Source organism: Fastidiosipila sanguinis (assembly GCF_002998295.1).
Lineage (GTDB): Bacteria > Bacillota > Clostridia > Saccharofermentanales > Fastidiosipilaceae > Fastidiosipila > Fastidiosipila sanguinis.
The window spans coordinates 1,256,836-1,274,119 of the sequence record NZ_CP027226.1 but is presented as its reverse complement, the minus strand read 5'-3'; the positions used below and the strand labels follow the sequence as shown (position 1 = coordinate 1,274,119).

General features: G+C 34.6%; 10 protein-coding genes. 8 read left to right on the top strand and 2 right to left on the bottom strand.

All coding sequences use genetic code 11. From position 1 onward, the window contains the following. Nucleotides 1-135: 135 nt before the first annotated feature. On the top strand, nucleotides 136-588 hold the full coding sequence (gene nrdR / locus C5Q98_RS05530; protein WP_106012656.1) for a transcriptional regulator NrdR: 453 nt from the start codon (nucleotides 136-138) through the stop codon (nucleotides 586-588). Nucleotides 589-1,056: 468 nt separating this feature from the next. On the opposite strand, the gene C5Q98_RS05525 is transcribed toward nrdR, so the two are convergent. Together C5Q98_RS05525 and C5Q98_RS05520 are read right to left on the bottom strand one after the other, a co-directional pair. Next, nucleotides 1,057-2,934 carry a heavy metal translocating P-type ATPase gene (locus C5Q98_RS05525; RefSeq protein WP_278319992.1) on the bottom strand — a complete coding sequence of 626 codons (1,878 nt, stop codon included), beginning with the start codon at nucleotides 2,932-2,934 and terminating at the stop codon, nucleotides 1,057-1,059. A 244-nt stretch (nucleotides 2,935-3,178) separates the two neighbouring features. Further along, a complete protein-coding gene (locus C5Q98_RS05520) occupies nucleotides 3,179-3,628 on the bottom strand; it encodes a CopY/TcrY family copper transport repressor (protein ID WP_106012654.1) in 450 nt (149 codons plus the stop codon). Between the two features lie 123 nt (nucleotides 3,629-3,751). On the opposite strand from C5Q98_RS05520, the gene C5Q98_RS05515 reads away from it, so the two are divergent. The 7 genes from C5Q98_RS05515 (at nucleotide 3,752) to C5Q98_RS07705 (ending at nucleotide 17,283) form a co-directional block, all read left to right on the top strand. Continuing rightward, the gene (locus C5Q98_RS05515; protein ID WP_106012653.1) at nucleotides 3,752-4,039 is read left to right on the top strand and encodes a hypothetical protein; all 288 of its coding nucleotides are present in this window, start codon (nucleotides 3,752-3,754) and stop codon (nucleotides 4,037-4,039) included. Between the two features lie 666 nt (nucleotides 4,040-4,705). Beyond that, nucleotides 4,706-5,395: a hypothetical protein gene (locus C5Q98_RS05510; RefSeq protein ID WP_106012652.1), complete on the top strand. Its 690-nt coding sequence runs from the start codon at nucleotides 4,706-4,708 to the stop codon at nucleotides 5,393-5,395. A 521-nt stretch (nucleotides 5,396-5,916) separates the two neighbouring features. Further along, the gene (locus tag C5Q98_RS05505) at nucleotides 5,917-7,524 is read left to right on the top strand and encodes a PTS sugar transporter (protein ID WP_106012651.1); all 1,608 of its coding nucleotides are present in this window, start codon (nucleotides 5,917-5,919) and stop codon (nucleotides 7,522-7,524) included. Between the two features lie 40 nt (nucleotides 7,525-7,564). Beyond that, complete coding sequence (locus tag C5Q98_RS05500) at nucleotides 7,565-8,407, top strand: HisA/HisF-related TIM barrel protein (RefSeq protein ID WP_106012650.1); 843 nt, start codon at nucleotides 7,565-7,567, stop codon at nucleotides 8,405-8,407. A gap of 125 nt (nucleotides 8,408-8,532) precedes the next feature. Then, nucleotides 8,533-9,255, top strand: coding sequence for a GntR family transcriptional regulator (locus C5Q98_RS05495; protein WP_158695721.1), 723 nt, complete (start codon nucleotides 8,533-8,535; stop codon nucleotides 9,253-9,255). Between the two features lie 192 nt (nucleotides 9,256-9,447). Further along, nucleotides 9,448-11,250 carry a beta-glucuronidase gene (gene uidA, locus C5Q98_RS05490; protein WP_106012648.1) on the top strand — a complete coding sequence of 601 codons (1,803 nt, stop codon included), beginning with the start codon at nucleotides 9,448-9,450 and terminating at the stop codon, nucleotides 11,248-11,250. Nucleotides 11,251-11,646: 396 nt separating this feature from the next. After that, nucleotides 11,647-17,283, top strand: a complete 5,637-nt coding sequence (locus C5Q98_RS07705; RefSeq protein ID WP_158695720.1) for an endo-beta-N-acetylglucosaminidase — start codon at nucleotides 11,647-11,649, stop codon at nucleotides 17,281-17,283. Nucleotide 17,284: the final 1 nt, after the last annotated feature.

The following is a 17,284-nucleotide window of genomic DNA, read 5'->3' as shown; positions in this document are numbered from 1 at the left end:
AGAGAGTCAAATAACAGAAATCAAAATAGCAGAATTTTGCCATGGTTATTTAATGAGGATGAGAAGTAAGTTATTGCTCTTTTGAAATAAAATAATAAGCCTAAATTGACTTAGAAGATAAAGAGTATTAAGAATATGAAGTGTCCGCATTGTGAAGTTAACGAAGATAAGGTTATAGATTCTCGACCAAGTGAAGAAGGCGAGACTATTAGAAGAAGACGTGAATGTCTGTCTTGTGGATGTAGATTTACCACTTATGAGAGAGTAGAAAAAACTGAATTAATAGTGGTGAAAAAAGATGGAACAAGAGAGATTTTTGACAGAGACAAAATTCTTAATGGTGTTGTCCGAGCTAGCATGAAGCGACCTGTAAGCTCACAACAAATTAATGATTTAGTCAGTAGAGTTGAAGATAGAGCACGGAATCAGTTGTCCGGTGAAATCCCCACAGAGACTATAGGTAATTGGGTGATGGATGAACTGAAAGAACTTGATGATGTTGCATATGTCCGTTTTGCTTCTGTATATAGACAGTTTAAGGACGTAACAGAGTTTATGAATGAACTTAAAGGGTTCTTAGGCAAGTAAATATAAGAGCTTCAAGTTTCGCAAAGCTTCAAGTTTTGCAAGATTAATAAAGTAATAAAATGGTTGTCTTTTCGGAGGCAGCCATTTTTTTGCTAATTTAGTCTAAAGCTGAACTTCCTTATGTCTCAGTGTCAAGGAGCAAAGCGACGAATTAAGAAATTACGGAGACCTGTGCAATAGCTTTCGCTGATTGAGGAGGCCAGTGACGAAGGAAAGCGGAAACAACGAACTGTCGAGACGGTCGTAATGATGTCAAGAAAATAGAATAACAAGTTATAAAAGTGTTGAAATAGGTGGCTTTTAGGATTTTAAAAGAAATCAGTTCTATAATAAATTAAAAAACGTGTTGGTAGAAAAATCATCTACTTCTACCAACACGATTCTACAAAGAGTCAGTACTTACATCTCTTTTTCTCCTGTAAAACTATTGTATCTTGATACATTAAGGAGTTTCAATCATTCGATATGTTAACCGTTATTTTTTGGATCTAAATTTAATAAAATAGCATTAAAGGCGACGATGACTGTTGACACAGACATTAGAATTGCTCCTAATGCAGGGCTTAATGTGATACCAATAGGAGCCAAAATTCCTGCAGCTAGAGGGATAGCTATAAAGTTATAACCAGCTCCCCAAAAGAGATTTTGTTTCATTTTACGAGTTGTCTTGTGTGCTAATTCAATAAATGATTCAATATCTCCTGGATCAGATTGAGTCAAGATGACATCAGCTGAATCCAATGCCACTTGGGTTCCAGCACCTACAGCTATACCAACATCTGCTAAGGCAAGAGAAGGAGCATCATTTACACCATCACCTACCATGATAACTTTCTTTCCTTCATCCTTAAGCGTTTTAACTAACTCATATTTGTCTTGTGGAGATTGATTTGATCTATATTCAATCCCTAAATCTTCTGCCGCGCCTTGAGCCGCTTTTTCATTATCACCTGTTGCCATAATTGGTTGAATATTGTTCTTTTTAAGAGCTTTAATTAACTCTTTACTCGTTGGTTTTAATTCGTCCCCTAAAGCTACAGCACCAATGGCATCATCGTTTTCTACTAAGACACTAAGAGTTGCTCCTTTTGGAATATCCATATCAATATTACGTCCGTAGGCTTTTTGACTGATTAATTGGTAATGGTGCCCACCTGCTTTACCCTCTACTCCAGCACCGGAAATCACATCAATCGAATCAAATGATACTGGACTTATACCTTCTTGGTCGGCGAAGTTTATAATTGATTGAGCAATAGGGTGGCTAGACCCTCCTTCAATACCTGCCAGTAAGGCAATGATTTCCTCTTTTGTATATTTTTCATTAAAAAGTTCAACATCTAATACTTTAAACTCACCTGTTGTTAAAGTACCTGTCTTGTCTAAAATCATCACATCTGCATCTTGAGCTATTTCTAAAGATTCTCGGTCTTTTACTAGTAAGCCACGACTTGCCCCTAAGCTTGTGCTACGAGCGGTGACCAATGGAATAGCTAGACCCAAAGCGTGAGGACAAGCTATAACTAATGTTGTTATAGCAAATTTTACTGCCGTTGGGATGTCCGCTACAAGCGTCCATACTACAAAAGCTATTAGTGCGACGATGACCGCAATATAGAAGAGCCACCCTGCAACCTTTTGAGCAATATTTTCTGATCTGGAAGGCTGACTTTGAGCTTGGCTGATTAAATCCTGTACTTGAGATATAAAGGACTTATCACCTGTCTCAAGTACTTTAATATAAAGAACCCCTTCTCCATTTGTTGAGCCTCCGATTACTTCATCGCCAGGACCTTTTTTAACTGCTTTGGATTCCCCAGTCAAAAGAGCTTCATTTATACGTGATTCGCCACGCTCGATAGTTCCGTCTGCTGGAACATTTTCTCCGGCTTGAACACGAATTAAATCACCTACCTGTAAGTCAGCAACCGGACGTGTTTCAATTGAATCGTCTTCTAACACAACGTGAGCATCTTTCGGTACTAACTTAGCCAATTCTGTTTGTGCATCTCCAGCTTCTCCAATAGCTTTCATCTCAATCCAGTGACCTAATAACATGATTAATAGTAATGAAGCAAATTCAAAGAAGAAGTCCATCACCTTTTCACCCGTTACGTAGCTAGTGATAACAGCATAAACACTATATAAATATGAAACACTTATACCTAAAGAAACGAGTGCCATCATTCCAGGTTCTTTTTGTTTAAATTCATCAACTGCACCTTGATAGAATGGACGTCCACCATAAATAATTAATATAGTAGATAAAATAGCTACTACAATATCAGAATATGGAAAAGTAAACTGGAATGGTAGGTCAAACCCAGCCATAGGGGATAAGAACATAATAATGATTCCTAGTGGCAATGATTTTAAGAAAAGTTCCTTAAAGTTTCCGTGATGATGGTGGTCATGCCCACTGTGGTCGCTGTGATCATGCCCAGCATGATGTTCTTGATGTTGATCCTTATGGTCTCCATGTTCATCTGTGATTCCATGCTCATGTTTTAACTTATTCATGTCGTCATGATCATGGTGACTATGGGACGTATATCTGTTGTCATTGTTCATTTTAAATTCCTCCTTATACTTAATGATGATGTAAATGACACTCGCATTGTCCTTCTGGACAATTGCAATCCACTTCTTCTACTGCGGAAGATTTTTTCATCTCTAATATTTTTTCTAGTCGATGTATATCATCGAAGCTTAAGACATGATCTTCAATGATGCTTCCTATTACATTTCCGACTTTCTTTTCGCAAATACGGTTAAAAATATCTTCTACATAATCCCTTACGGCTTCTTTCTCTTCAATATTGGCAGTGTAAATAAACTTTCTACCTTCTTGCTCTGTATTTAATACGCCTTTTTCAACTAATCGACCTAAGATCGTTTTGATAGTGGATTGTGTCCAGTCCATTTTTTCTTTCAATACGGAAATGACTTTTTTACTAGTTACTCGATCATTTGCCCAAACCACACGCATGACTTCCCACTCAGCATCAGTTATATGGGTACTAGCTACTATTGTACTCATTCTTTTTTTCTCCTTATTGTTTACAATCGTAAACGAAACGTTTGAAATTAGTCTACTACTGTAGACTAGCCTTGTCAAGTATTTTTTAATAAATGTAATCAACGATCAGTAATGAATGATGAAATGACGCTGACTTTGGAGTACTGGCAGCTGTTTCGCAATGGTTATGAGTTTAATTTAAACGGTACGGACATGGTGATTAGCTTCTGTAGTGGAGATATAATTCTGGGTAGTGTAAGTAAGTGTAGAGTTTTCCGGGAACTTCATAGGGCATTGCATGAAAAGATGTTTGATGGCTTGATCTTGGAAGATTTTATCCGCATCGATGAAAGAGAAGAATCGATGGATGAAGATGGGGAAGAATTTATGGATGATGAATGGGAAGAAGCTATGGATGATGATTTTGTGTGATTGTTAGAACTTAAATTTTATCCCTTATTTTGATGATTATTTCAGACATGGATAAACATATTTGAGAGTTCTTTTAGAAGATATTATCTAACATTAGCATAATTACATTGAATGAAGTAATTGTCTTCGAAAGTAGGAAGTACAATAAGTTCCTTTAGTAGCATAGTAGGTAGTGACTTAAAGTGATGTAAGAAGAAAGTGGAGGAATTTAGAGAGATAACACTAGGAGATTAGAGGGCGATGGTTAGAACTGCTGACATAGAACGGTAGCTCCAGCTTAGTATTTACAACCTGTTAAGTAAAAAGATAAAAATTACAAAGCCCCAAACAGATTTTTTGTGAGTAGTTGACTGATTACTTGATTAGCAGCAGTGATGTTTGAATTTTGTTTTGAGAATCCTGAAATTTCTGGCTTAAATCTATCTAAGTATTCTGGATATTTATATTGGTAATATATAAATATATGAAGTAATTCGCGATAGAAAGTGACAAGTAATCAAGAAAATTTTATATACGACGACCGATATATTCGCTTATAGATAGAGTTGCAATAGGAGGGTGAAAAAGATAATAAGATTTTCAAAGCTTACAAATCTATTATAATATCTCGTGTCATAATTTATGAGTGGAGTGATTAAATCTTGAAATAAATAGAATGGATAATTTATGAATAAATCAATATCAGAATCATTTGGAGAAAGTATAGTGAAAAATACAATGGATGTGAGCTTAGATACTTCAGAAGTTATACTTGATAGTTTTATGAAAGAAGGAATACTTAAGAAATTACCGATTATAAAATATGCTGTAAGTGCTTATAATATTGTTGACGATATAAAAGGACGATTTTTTTTGAATAAGTTAAAAAATTTTATTGCCTCTTTTAATTCAGGTAATGTGACTGAAAAAGATGTAGAGAAACAAAAGAAAAAGTTTTTTGATAAAAATAGGGATAATGAATTAGCCTATATTACAATTATTATTGACAATTATTTAGATATTGAAAAACCAGAACTTCTAGCTAAGATGTATTTAGCGTATTTAGATTATTTAATAAATTGGGATGAATTTTGTGCATACTCTGAGATAATAAATAACTTACTAAGAATGGACATTAAATTCATGCTAGATAATAAAACAGTTACAACAAAAAACAATGAAATCACTTCGGAGTTATTGCGTTTGACAGGAAACGGATTGATGAGTGGATACCAGAATGATTCTCCTTTCGAAAGTGATGGACAGGGTGGGATTTCAATATATTCGGATTCATTTGATAGAGTTATATCTAAAGAAAGAGTATTTTCTAGGACGAGATTTGGAGAAAGATTTATAAGGATTATAAATGACTATTAATGTAGCAAATAAGTTTAATGCTTTCAAGGAATAGTAAATAAACATACTATTAACTGGAGTTTTGTAAGAAATAATAGCCCTTATATAAACAATACAGAGTATTCTTAATATATGAATACAGAGCATTTTAGATTAGGATTGGAATTTTAATTTAAATGGTGAGAATTATCATTATTATAATGTAATTATTTGATTAATATTTTAAAAGAATATATTTTTAAATTTGTGATGACCCCAAAGGTTGAACAATTAAGTTCTCAAACTTTATGGGGTTATTTTATGGCTAAAATAGGAATTTCTCAATATATTTGAGCTAGTTGTTATTCAATAGCACTCGATCTTTTAACTTTCGTCACCCTGCACAACCGTCAACCACAAAAATTGTGAAAAAAGTTGAATATAGATTTACAACTTTAAAATCCAATAACACTAAGATACAATAAAACTATATAAAGTTGTACGTACAACTACAGTAAATAAAATTGATTTGTGTATACAATCACACAAAGAAAGAGGTAACTATGAGTAAGAAGATAGCTATCGTGGGAAGTAGTGGAGGAAACCTATATTCTCAAGGCGGTAATGATCCCCAAAAGTTATTAGGTGAAATAAAAACTCAAGCAGAAGCTGCAAATTTGGAGCTTGGATATGTTCAGTTTATTGCTGCTTCTACATCATTTGATAATATTAGTTCAAAAGCAAAAGTTGATTTATATACGCTTGATGATAATGGAGAAATAAGTGTTTTAGTATCAGATAGCTTAGAGAATATCAATAATGCTGTTAAAGAATTAGATGCGAAGCTAGCAAAGTTAATTTCAGACAGTAAGATTGATGCTCTAGTTTCAGTTAGTTCAGATCCTAATTCAAACAATAAGAAGAGTTTGGAAGCTGCAAAAGCGAAACAAATTCCAGTAGCTGGTTCTGGTGGATCTTCAATGGGTGTATATGAGGCATCAGGATGTAATGTAGTATCTTCTACAGGTACTACAGGTACTAATAGCAGAACAAGAGCTATTGCTTATATTTCTGCTATAGCAAAAAGTTTAGGTGAAAAATATAGACCACAAATAGGAACTGCAAGTTCTGGTGAAGCTGGCGGATCCGTATGGAAAAGAATCAACATTAGAGGAATAATGTTCTCTGCCATGCCAGCATTTATTGCGATGGCATTGATGATTGCTTTAGGACAAATCAGTGGTGTAAATGAATGGCTTGTAGCTGTTACAGGTAATGAGCAAGCATCATTTAGTGCGATTAGTTCTACGATTATTGGATTATTACCAATAATTTTGGCAGGATTAGGAGCTAAGCAAATTTCAGGCTTTGACGAAGTTGGTTTGGTAGCTGGTATTATTGCAGGTTCCTTATCAACTGGTGGCGGAGTTCTTGGTGGACTAGCTACTGGTATTATTGCAGGTTTAATTGTTTATTATGTCGAGGTTATTTGTCTTAGAAACAAAGTACCTACAACTACAAGTAACTTATTAGCAGGTGCTTTAGGTGGTTTGTTAGCCGGATTTATTGGAATGTTTGTTATATCTCCAGTTGCTGCATTCTTAGGAAATGGTATAAGAGACATAATTGACCAGATATTAGCATATAACTCTACTTTAGCTGGACTGTTTGTAGGAGCTGTAATATGGTTTGCGATTATTGGTGGTGTATACCATGCTGCAATTTTACCAATTGTTTTATTAGAAATGGAAAGTACAGGATTTAGTTTCTTAGGTGCTATAGATTTAGTTGGGCTAGTTTGCGTATCTGCAGGTATTACTTTAGCTAATATTGTTTTCCCACGTGAAAAAGGTGGAAGAGCAGCTGCTATACCAGGTTTTACTGTTAATATGTGCTTTGGTACATTTGTTGAAGCGGCATATCCATATATGTTTGGTAATAAATTAGTATTTGCAACAGCAATCATCTCAGCAGCCTTAGGTGGTGCAATGGTCGGTATGTTTGATATTAAGAGTACAGCCTATGTTCCAACCTTTGTTGCTCCTGGTCTTACAAATAATAAAGCAGTACAATTAGTGATTACAATGTTAGTTACTATAGCTGTAGCTTTCGTATTGACAAGTTGGGCTAACCTAAGAGCTAAGCGTTTAATTAAAGATGAAGCAAAATAAGTTCGTTAATTAATAATTAATAATAGAAAAGAGGGAATTTATGTATATAAAAAAAGATATGGAGTTGAAGTTAGAAAAAGGAAGAGCAAAGATTGCTAAAGCGTTGAAAGATAATAACAACTTTACTCTGATGTCTACAGGTATTACAGGAGATGATGCTCGTTTGGCAAAAGCAGTAACAGATGCAGGAGTTAAGATCTTAGAGCCTAATCATCCAGCGTTAGCTTTGGCAAGAGGATATAAAGGCGTAACAGAGATGGGGGAAGCTGAAAAACTAAGACATGAGATTACAATTGCTCAAATGGCCGAAGTAACTCGTGGAGTCAGATCGGTAGTTCCTGATGATGTATTTATTACAGTAGGTTTCCCTGGAAGTTTTACAGAACTAATGCCAGTTATTGTAACTGATGAAGATTTTAGAACAATATCTTTAGCAGGTGCAGATTCAATTCATACACATAAATCAGATCTTATGGATATTGAAGAGTGGGTAAAAACTGCACATAGATTCGGATTGAATGTTGATGCTTATATTGGTAAATCAACTGATCTGCACCAATTTGGTGTACCAGCTGATTCTCCAGAGGAGGTTGCAAAGGTCGCAAAAAGACTGGAAGAAATAGGTGTAGATTTTATAGGTTTGATGACTGGTATGAGCTACGAAGGTGTTGCAGCAGGTGAGATTCCTAATGAGATAAAAGAGAGGCTTCAAGCTTTGGTAGAAACTGTTAAAGTACCAACTTTAGCAGAAGGTGGAATTAACTTGGAGAACTTCTCAGCGTTTAAATCAACAGGTGTAAATATAGTTACAGTTGGGACAGCAATGGATGATATGGCTAGAATGGCAGTTGCAGAAGCTGCACGCAAATTTATGTCAATATAATCTGTTCAGATAGGTTCATATAGCGTGAATAGATAAGAGTTGGTCCTATAGGGTCAACTCTTTTTGATTTAAAATATTATCTTTAACAATGATATAATTTATAAAAAAAAAAAGTGATAATGAGTATGGCGAGTAATATAGGGTATATTTATCAAGATATTTATAGGGACATTTTAAATAAAATATCAGATTCTACCTTTGAGGCAGGTGAGCGCCTGCCAGGTGAATTAGAGTTAAGTAAACTTTATTCTTGTAGTCGAGCAACAATAAGAAAAGCTTTATCAATCTTAGAACGTGAAGGTTATGTGTACAAAAAGCGTGGTCAAGGTACTTTTGTAAAGGTAAATAAACTTGACTACAATTTAAATTACTTGGAAAGCTTTACAGAGCAAATGCTTAAATCAAAGCGAAAACCTTCTAGTGAACTTTTGATGATTGAAAAGACAGATGATGTTGCAGTTGATGTTAAACAAACTTTGAAATTAAATGGTAATGACAAAGTATATAGAGTTAAAAGACTTAGATATGCAGATGAAAAAATAATGGCTTATGAAATAACCAATATAAGGTCTGATTTGTGTCCAGATATTCAGAAATATATTGATGATAATAGTTCTTTATATGATGTTTATGAGAAAGTTTATGGTTTGAAACTTAAGTATGGAGATGTTTCCTTAGAAGCTGTTTTAGCTGATGAAGAGATAAGTGAAATATTAGATATTAAAATAAACTCTCCTGTTCTATTAATGAACTGTAATGTTTATTTGGAAAATGATGAACCTTTGTATCACGTGCTGTGTTACTACATTGGAGAACGTTATGCTTTTACAGCAAGACAATATAGATAAATTGTAATTTGTAAAAAAATAATAAAATGGTTGTCTTTTCGGAGGCAGCCATTTTTGTTGTTTTTGAAAGGTCTGCTTATCTTTAAATTAATTTAACTCTTTTATCAAAGTAAATATTTTTACAGTGTATAATTAATCTATAACTACTTTCAAACGATAAAATAAACATGTTTTAAGACGTGAGGTGAATTTATGTTGTATCCAAAAGTTAATAATTATAGAAACTTGTTAAGTCTAGACGGCATCTGGAAGTTTAAATGTGATTTTGAAACTGAAAATATTAAGCCAGAGCATAGCTTAACAGATTATGAGTATATGGCTGTTCCTGGAAGCTTTAACGATCAGACTTTAGACTTGAAGGTTAGACAGCACTCCGGCTATTTTTGGTACGAGACAGACTTTAATTTACCGAAGAGTTTTTTCGATGAAAGAATAGTTTTAAGATTTGGTTCAGTTACTCATGAAGCTTGGGTATACGTCAATGGAAAAGAAGTCTGTCATCATAAGGGTGGATTTACACCTTTTGAAGTGGAAATAAATGACTTTGTCCTTTCAGGTAAAAATAGACTGACAGTTAAAGTTTCAAATATTTTAGATTATACAAGCTTACCGGTAGGAAACTATAGTGAGTACAAAGATGATTCTGGGAAGTTAATAAGAAAAGTTGATGAGAATTTCGATTTCTTTAATTATGCAGGGATTCATAGACCAGTTAAGATTTATACTACTCCTAGAGATTATATAGATGATATAACTATTAGCTACGATATTGATTTAGAAGCTAAAGTGGCTGATGTCAGAACAAAAGTAGCGATTAATGGGGATTTCGATGAAATAAAAATAGAGATTCTAGATCAAGATGATAAATTAGTAGCTTGCTCATCAGTTGAGGAAACTAACATTCGAATTGAAGAAGTGAATCTCTGGGAACCTTTGAACGCATATCTATATACTGCTCGAGTAAGCTTGATTAAATCCGAGCAAGTTATTGATGTCTATGAAGAGGAGTTTGGAGTTCGTACTATAGAAGTAAAGGATGCTGAATTCTTAATTAATGGTAAGCTATTTTATTTCAAGGGCTTCGGTAAACATGAAGATACTTATGTTAATGGTAGAGGTTTGAATGAGGCTTATAATGTCCTGGATTTAAAACTTATGAAGAAGATGGGTGCTAACTCATTCAGAACATCTCACTATCCTTATTCAGAAGAAATGATGCGTTTATGCGACAAAGAAGGAATCGTCGTAATAGATGAGATTCCTGCAGTAGGTTTGATTCTAAATTTTGGATTTAATGTAGCTACTGGAAATGAGGGCGAAAATACTTGGGTAGAGTTAAAGACAAAGGAAATGCATGAGCAAGTTATTAAAGAACTTATAGGAAGAGATAAGAATCACGCTTGCGTGGTAATGTGGTCTCTTTCTAATGAAGCTGCAGATTTCATTGATGGTTCATTGGAGTACTATAAGCCTTTGTTTGAGTTGGCAAAATCTTTAGACCCACAAAAAAGACCTTGTACAAATGTTTTGATAGGTTATTCAAATCCTGAGACTACTAAGAATGCAGAATTGTTCGATGTTATTTGTCTGAATAGATATTATGGTTGGTATGGATTAACAGGTGATCTGGAACAAGCAGAGAAGTTCACTAGAGAAGATTTGCAATCGTGGGTAGATAAATATCCCGATAAACCAATCATGTACACCGAATATGGAGCCGACACAATTAATGGTATGCATAGTGCTTACAACGAACCTTTCAGTGAAGAGTATCAAATGAATTATTACAAGATGAATAGTAAGGTTTTTGATGAATTTGATAATTTCGTTGGAGAGCAATTATGGAACTTTGCAGATTTCCAAACTAAGTTTGGTATTCAAAGAGTTATGGGTAATAGGAAGGGGGTCTTTACGAGAGAAAGACAACCTAAAATGGCAGCTACATACTTGTCTGAGAGGTGGAATAGTATGCCGGATTTTGGCTATAAGGGGTAGGTGTAGGTAAAAGGAAATAATTTCAAATAGGTTTATTTAAAAAGGGAGATTTTTTCTCCCTTTTGTTTTGCTTAAAAAGAAAAATTAATTTGTTAAGTAATTATATGATATTGCTATTTTGCTTAATATAAATAGCTAAATAAAGGTGGACACCTGCTAAAATCACTTGAAATCTGGTAAGAATACAGGGATATACAGATGAAAAAATTAATAAATTGTTGAAAATGTATTAAAAAAGTTTATAATTTAATATGTTGTTGTGTAAATTAATCTAATTGGTGATTGATTGTATGAGGAAAATTTTATAAATATTGTTAATTTATAAAATTCAAATGCTCCAATCAATTTAGATTTGATTAAAAAGTATTTTTACTTGTAGATTAGGGAGGATTTTGTATGAGTAAAAAACATAAGCCAAAATTGATGCATAAAGCTGCTGCTTTATTTTTAGCATTAGGTTTTGGTATAGGAAGTTTAGTTTTAGGGAATGGCACAGATAAGCTATCAGCTCAATCTGGTGGACCTTTTGCTGAACCTGAAGAGGAAGATTTGAGTGTTCAAGATAACTCAATTCGTCCAAGAGACAAAAAAATAGATCTAGACAAAATTATTAATTGGGAACCAACTGGTGATGTATATGACCAAATACACAAAGCATCAGTACCTCTACAAAGTAGAATTATGGGTAGTAAAGTTAACCCATTAGCGAATCCTGATGCAAAAGTTATGTCTTTAGCATATCTAAGTTCTGCATCTCCAGGTCACTCAGCAGTAGGTGGTGGTGATGAAGGATTTAAGATCTATGCATTTGATAACTGGCAATTGTTAGATAATATGGTCTTCTGGGATGGTGTTATTCCAAACCCTGAAGTTACAGATGCTGCTCACAGAAATGGTGTACCAATGTACGGTACAATTTTCTTTAACTGGGGTAGTGATGGAAGTATGGCTAGATTGACTTTGGAAGAAGATAGTCCTGGTTCCGGTACATATCCTGTAGCTAGAAAATATGCAGAAATTGCTAAATATTATGGATTTGATGGTTACTTTATTAATCAAGAGTCTTCATTCTCTACAGAAGGCTTCTATAAGTGGTTACAGTACATGCATAAATACGCTGAAGAGATCGGCTATCCAATAGAGATTACTTGGTATGATGGTTCTAGCAGTTTATATGGTTCAGGACTAGTTAAAAACAACGATGAAGGAAACCCTCCTGCTGACTCATATTTCATGGATTTCCCTTGGGGATCATCATCTATAAGTAATACAATGAATGCTTTTGAAGGAGCTGGTAAGAATAAATATAATGCTTTTGCCGGCTGGGAACTTCAAAGAGGTGGTGCATATAATACTTACCAAAAGAAAGCTACTTTGATAGATCCTTCAACTAACATGACAAGATTATCATTGGGACTTTTCGTTCCTGATACAATTCTAGGTATGTCATCAACTGGTGAAGATTATCACGTACAAGAACAAAAATTCTGGGTAGGTCACACAAATGATCCTAGAACAGCTGATGATGCACAAGAGTGGAGCGGTATTGCAAGATTTGTAGCAGACAAGACTCCAATAACAAGTATGCCTTTCAGTACTGATTTTAATACAGGACACGGACGCAAATGGTTTATCAATGGACAAGAATCATTAGATGCAGAATGGAATGGTAGATCAGTTCAAGACGTTATGCCAACATGGCGTTGGAGTATAGATAATTCTGCTAATGCTATTGCTGGATCTTATGATTTCCAAGACGCATTTAACGGTGGTACTTCTTTAGCCTTCACAGGTAGTGTTTCAGAAGGTGGTACAAGCCAAATCAATTTATATTCAACACAATTAAATATGACTTCAAATAGTAAAATTGAAGTTGCCTTGAAAGAAAGTAGCGATCAAAAGGTTGAAGTCGGATTAGCAACATCAGCAGATTATAGTAACTTACATTACTTTGAACTTAAAGCTGAAAATAACTGGGGCTTATCTAAAGCTGACTTAAGTGAATTGGCAGGACAAACAGTTTACGCTATTACCTTCAGAATTACAGGTAAGAGTGCTGATAGCAATTATAAATTAAACGTTGGTCGTATAGCTTTATACGATGATGAAACTGCACCTGCTGCACCAAGTAACTTAGTTCTTGATACTATTCAAATGACAAATAGTACTCAAGCAGAAGCTATAGTACATTTTAATAAAGTAGATGGTGCTAAGATTTATGAAGTCTATCAAAAGATTAATGGAGAATGGCAAATTATTAATGCCTCATCCTCAAATTATGTATATCTACCATATTTATTAAGAACTGCAGATGCTTTAGGAACAACTTCTGATATTAAAGTAGTAGCAGTTGGAGAAAATGGACAAAGATCTGAAGAATTAATCGAAGCAATTGATTGGGGAATGGAAGTTGAAGATGCAGAAACAGCAAAACCAGACCCTGAAAATATTATGCCATTAGCAAGCATATTGAGTGCTCCTGGTGGAGGTAACGCTGAAGGTGCTGCTAATATTCTTACAGGTACAATCAATAATACTGCAGATAAATGGTACCACGGAGGACCTGCAGCAGTAGAAGTTAGACTCGATAAACCTCGTACAATAGCAAGCTATGCCATAGATCATGCTGGTGCGGGTGGTGAATCAGTAAACGATGGTTTAATGAATACTCCTGACTTTGATATTTATTACAAAGACATGGAAACTGGTCAATACGTTCTAGCACATAGCGTAAGAAAAAACTGGGACCATGTAACTAGCCATATATTTGACAAGCCTATAACAGCTCAAGACTGGAAATTAGATGTATTAAGAACAGATAATGGTAGTCCTTGGGGTGGTTTAAGAATTTATAACTGGCGCATGTATGAAACTGCTAAAACTTGGACAGATAATGTACCAATGAATAGAGCTAAAGCTGTTGCAATAAGTGAAGGTATCTATAACTTAGTATTTGCAAATGGTGAGCCAGGGGCTGAATTGTCAGTTTATAAAGATAAAGATCTAACAGAAAAAGTTGCCAGTGGAATTATTGAAGAAGATGGTACTCTAACAATTAAGAGTGTTGAAGCAGCTGGTGATACAGGTCTACTATATTATGTAAGTAAAGCAAAAGATAAAGAAGCAAGTAATAAACTTAACTTGAGATATACAAATACTGCTAAACCTGTTGAGATTAAGGAGATGACTTTAAACACTGAAGATATGCGAAAATTATATCGTCAAGGTGAGAAGTTAGATCTTGAAAATGCAAGCTTAGATGTAACATATATTAATTATGAAGGTAAAGAAACAAAAGAGACATTGCCATTAACAAATTCACATATATCAATAAAGACGTATGATGAAAACAAAGCCGGTGAGCAAGTCTTAGAAGTTACTTTGCAAGGTAAGCTAGCAGGTGAAATTACGGTAGAAGTATTAACTGATGAGCAAATTTCAGAGCGACCAATTGAGAGTTTAACCTTTGTTAAAAAACCAAGAAATGTATATTCTGTACAAGAAGAATTCCCAAGAGACGATAATGGTACTATCCAAATTGTAAGACAAGGTGGCTTAAATGATGGTGTAGTTTCATTAGATGAAAAAAATGAGGATGGTAATTACGTAGTAGAAATTACAGGATATGACCCATTGAAGGTTGGAAATCAAGAATTGAGTTTCAAGATTGAGGATAAAGAACTTACTTATACAGTAAGAGTTAATGGAGCCAACAAAGAATACTTGAATCAAAATATTAATAAGCTAGCCTCAGTTCTAGAGGAAGACTCAATTGATGAAGTTGATGAAAAGATTATCAGCAAAGCTCAAAATATTTTAAGTGAAGCTAAAAAAGTTTCTGAAGATCCTCTAGCATCACAACTATCAGTAAATGAAAATAATTATAATGTTGAAGAAATCTATAATGAAATCAATTCAATTGTAGGATTCTTAAAAGATTTGTCCAAAGGTGAATGTCAAAAATTAAAACTTAATAAAGATATGCTAAGTTTGGATAACATTGCAGATTCAGGTTATTGGACAAGTTCAAAAGATTACGTATTTGACTCAAACGATAATACAGAATTCATGATGCATGATTCAGGCAATCGTATTCCAGAAAACGCTACTTTAACAGTTGAATTACCTGTAGCTATAAACCTATGTGAATTAAGAATATTACAAGGTGAGGGTGATAAACTAGATGAAGGAGTAATAGAATATTCAGTAGATGGTGAGGAGTGGAATGAACTTGCCAAACTCAGTGGAGAACGTGAATATAAGAATACTGACTTGGATCTTAAAGCCAAAGCCATTCGAATAAGAAATACTAAAGAAAAGAGTGTTTGGTGGAGAATGGCAGATATAACAATGAAGGGCTTCTATCAAAAAGATGGAAAAACATACAAAGTAAGTCCAGTAGAAAATATTACCAAGCCAGCAGGTACTAGTGCAGAAGATGTGTTAGCTGCATTCCCAAGTGAAGTAACTGTAACTGATGCTGATGGTGTTGAGACAGCAGTAAAAGTAACTTGGAGTTTCGAAGGCGAATATAACTCAGAAATTCCAGGAGATTATAAAGTTACTGCAAGTGTTGAGTTACCAGACGGAAAGACTAAGGTTATTACAGCTGTTGCAACAATAGAAGAGAAAAAAGTTGATCCAGAACCAGAACCTGAGCCAACTCCAGTCCCTGAACCAGAGCCACAACCTGAACCAGAAGAACTAACAAATGTTGCATTGAATAAGACAGTTCTAGCTGAAATGGGTAAAAATGATGATGGACAAGATATTACACGTCCAGCAGATAACGAAACAGCACAATATGCAATAGATGGTGTAGCTGAAACTAAGTGGTGCCCAGGTGGCAATACAACTAATGGATGGTTCGTAATTGATTTAGGTAAAGAGTATGTGCTCGATTCAGCTAAGTTTATTAATACTAGACCATTTGAAGCAGGTGCCGGAAAAGAATACAATACAGCTGCTGCAAGTATTGAGATCTTGGTAGCTGAGGATTATACAGAGTCAGACTTGAATACAAGAGCATTCTTGGATAATGATGCAAATTGGAAAGCTATAGGTTCATTTGCTGATAATAAAGAGGATGAAGTTGAATTCAAACTCTTTGAAGATTCTGAAAAAGTTCCAGCAAGATATGTTCGTGTACATGTTACAAATGCAGGTACACCAAGATGGAAGGCTGTAAGACAAAATGAAGTTGAAATCTATGGTTATGAATATAAAGCAGTAGATAAATCAGCTTTGACAGAGTTATATAACAATAATGTTGATAAGGATCTAGAAGGTTACACTGAAAGTAGCTCTATGGCATTTAAACAAGCGCTTGCTGAGGCAAAAGAAGTAATTGATAATGCAAAAGCAAGTCAAGATGAAGTAAATGCTGCATTGGCTCAATTGGAAGAGGCAATTAATAACTTGGAAGTAATTCCTGAGCCAGAACCTGAGCCAACTCCAGAACCTGAGCCAACACCTGAGCCAGAACCAGAGCCAACTCCAGAACCAACACCAGAACCTGAGCCAGAAGAGCCAGCTCCATCAGATCCAGAGGAAGAAGATGAGGTTAAATATCTAGTAATAGATGGAAAAGATCAAACATTTAAGTTGGGATCCAAAGAAGAACTAGTATTTAGATCAAATGGTGACTTTGATAAATTTGAAGACATACTTATTGATAACAAAGTGGTAGATAAAGAAAACTATACTGCAGAAGAAGGAAGTACTATAGTTAGGTTGAAATCTAAATTTGTAAATACTCTTTCTAAGGGTGACCACAATATTCAATTTGTATTCAATGATGGTAAGTCTGAGGTAGCTAAATTTAGTATAGTTGCAAGAGATAAATGGACACCTGATACACAACCAGGAAAAGGTGTAGAAAAACCTGGTACTAATGCTACAACTACAACAGATAAAAAAGCTTCAGATGTAACAAAGACTGGTGTAGCTGAAAACTCACTTTACATAGTAGTAGGATTAAGTGTAGTAATAATGGCAGCTTATGTTGCAAAACGTAGAAATAATGAGCGTTAAG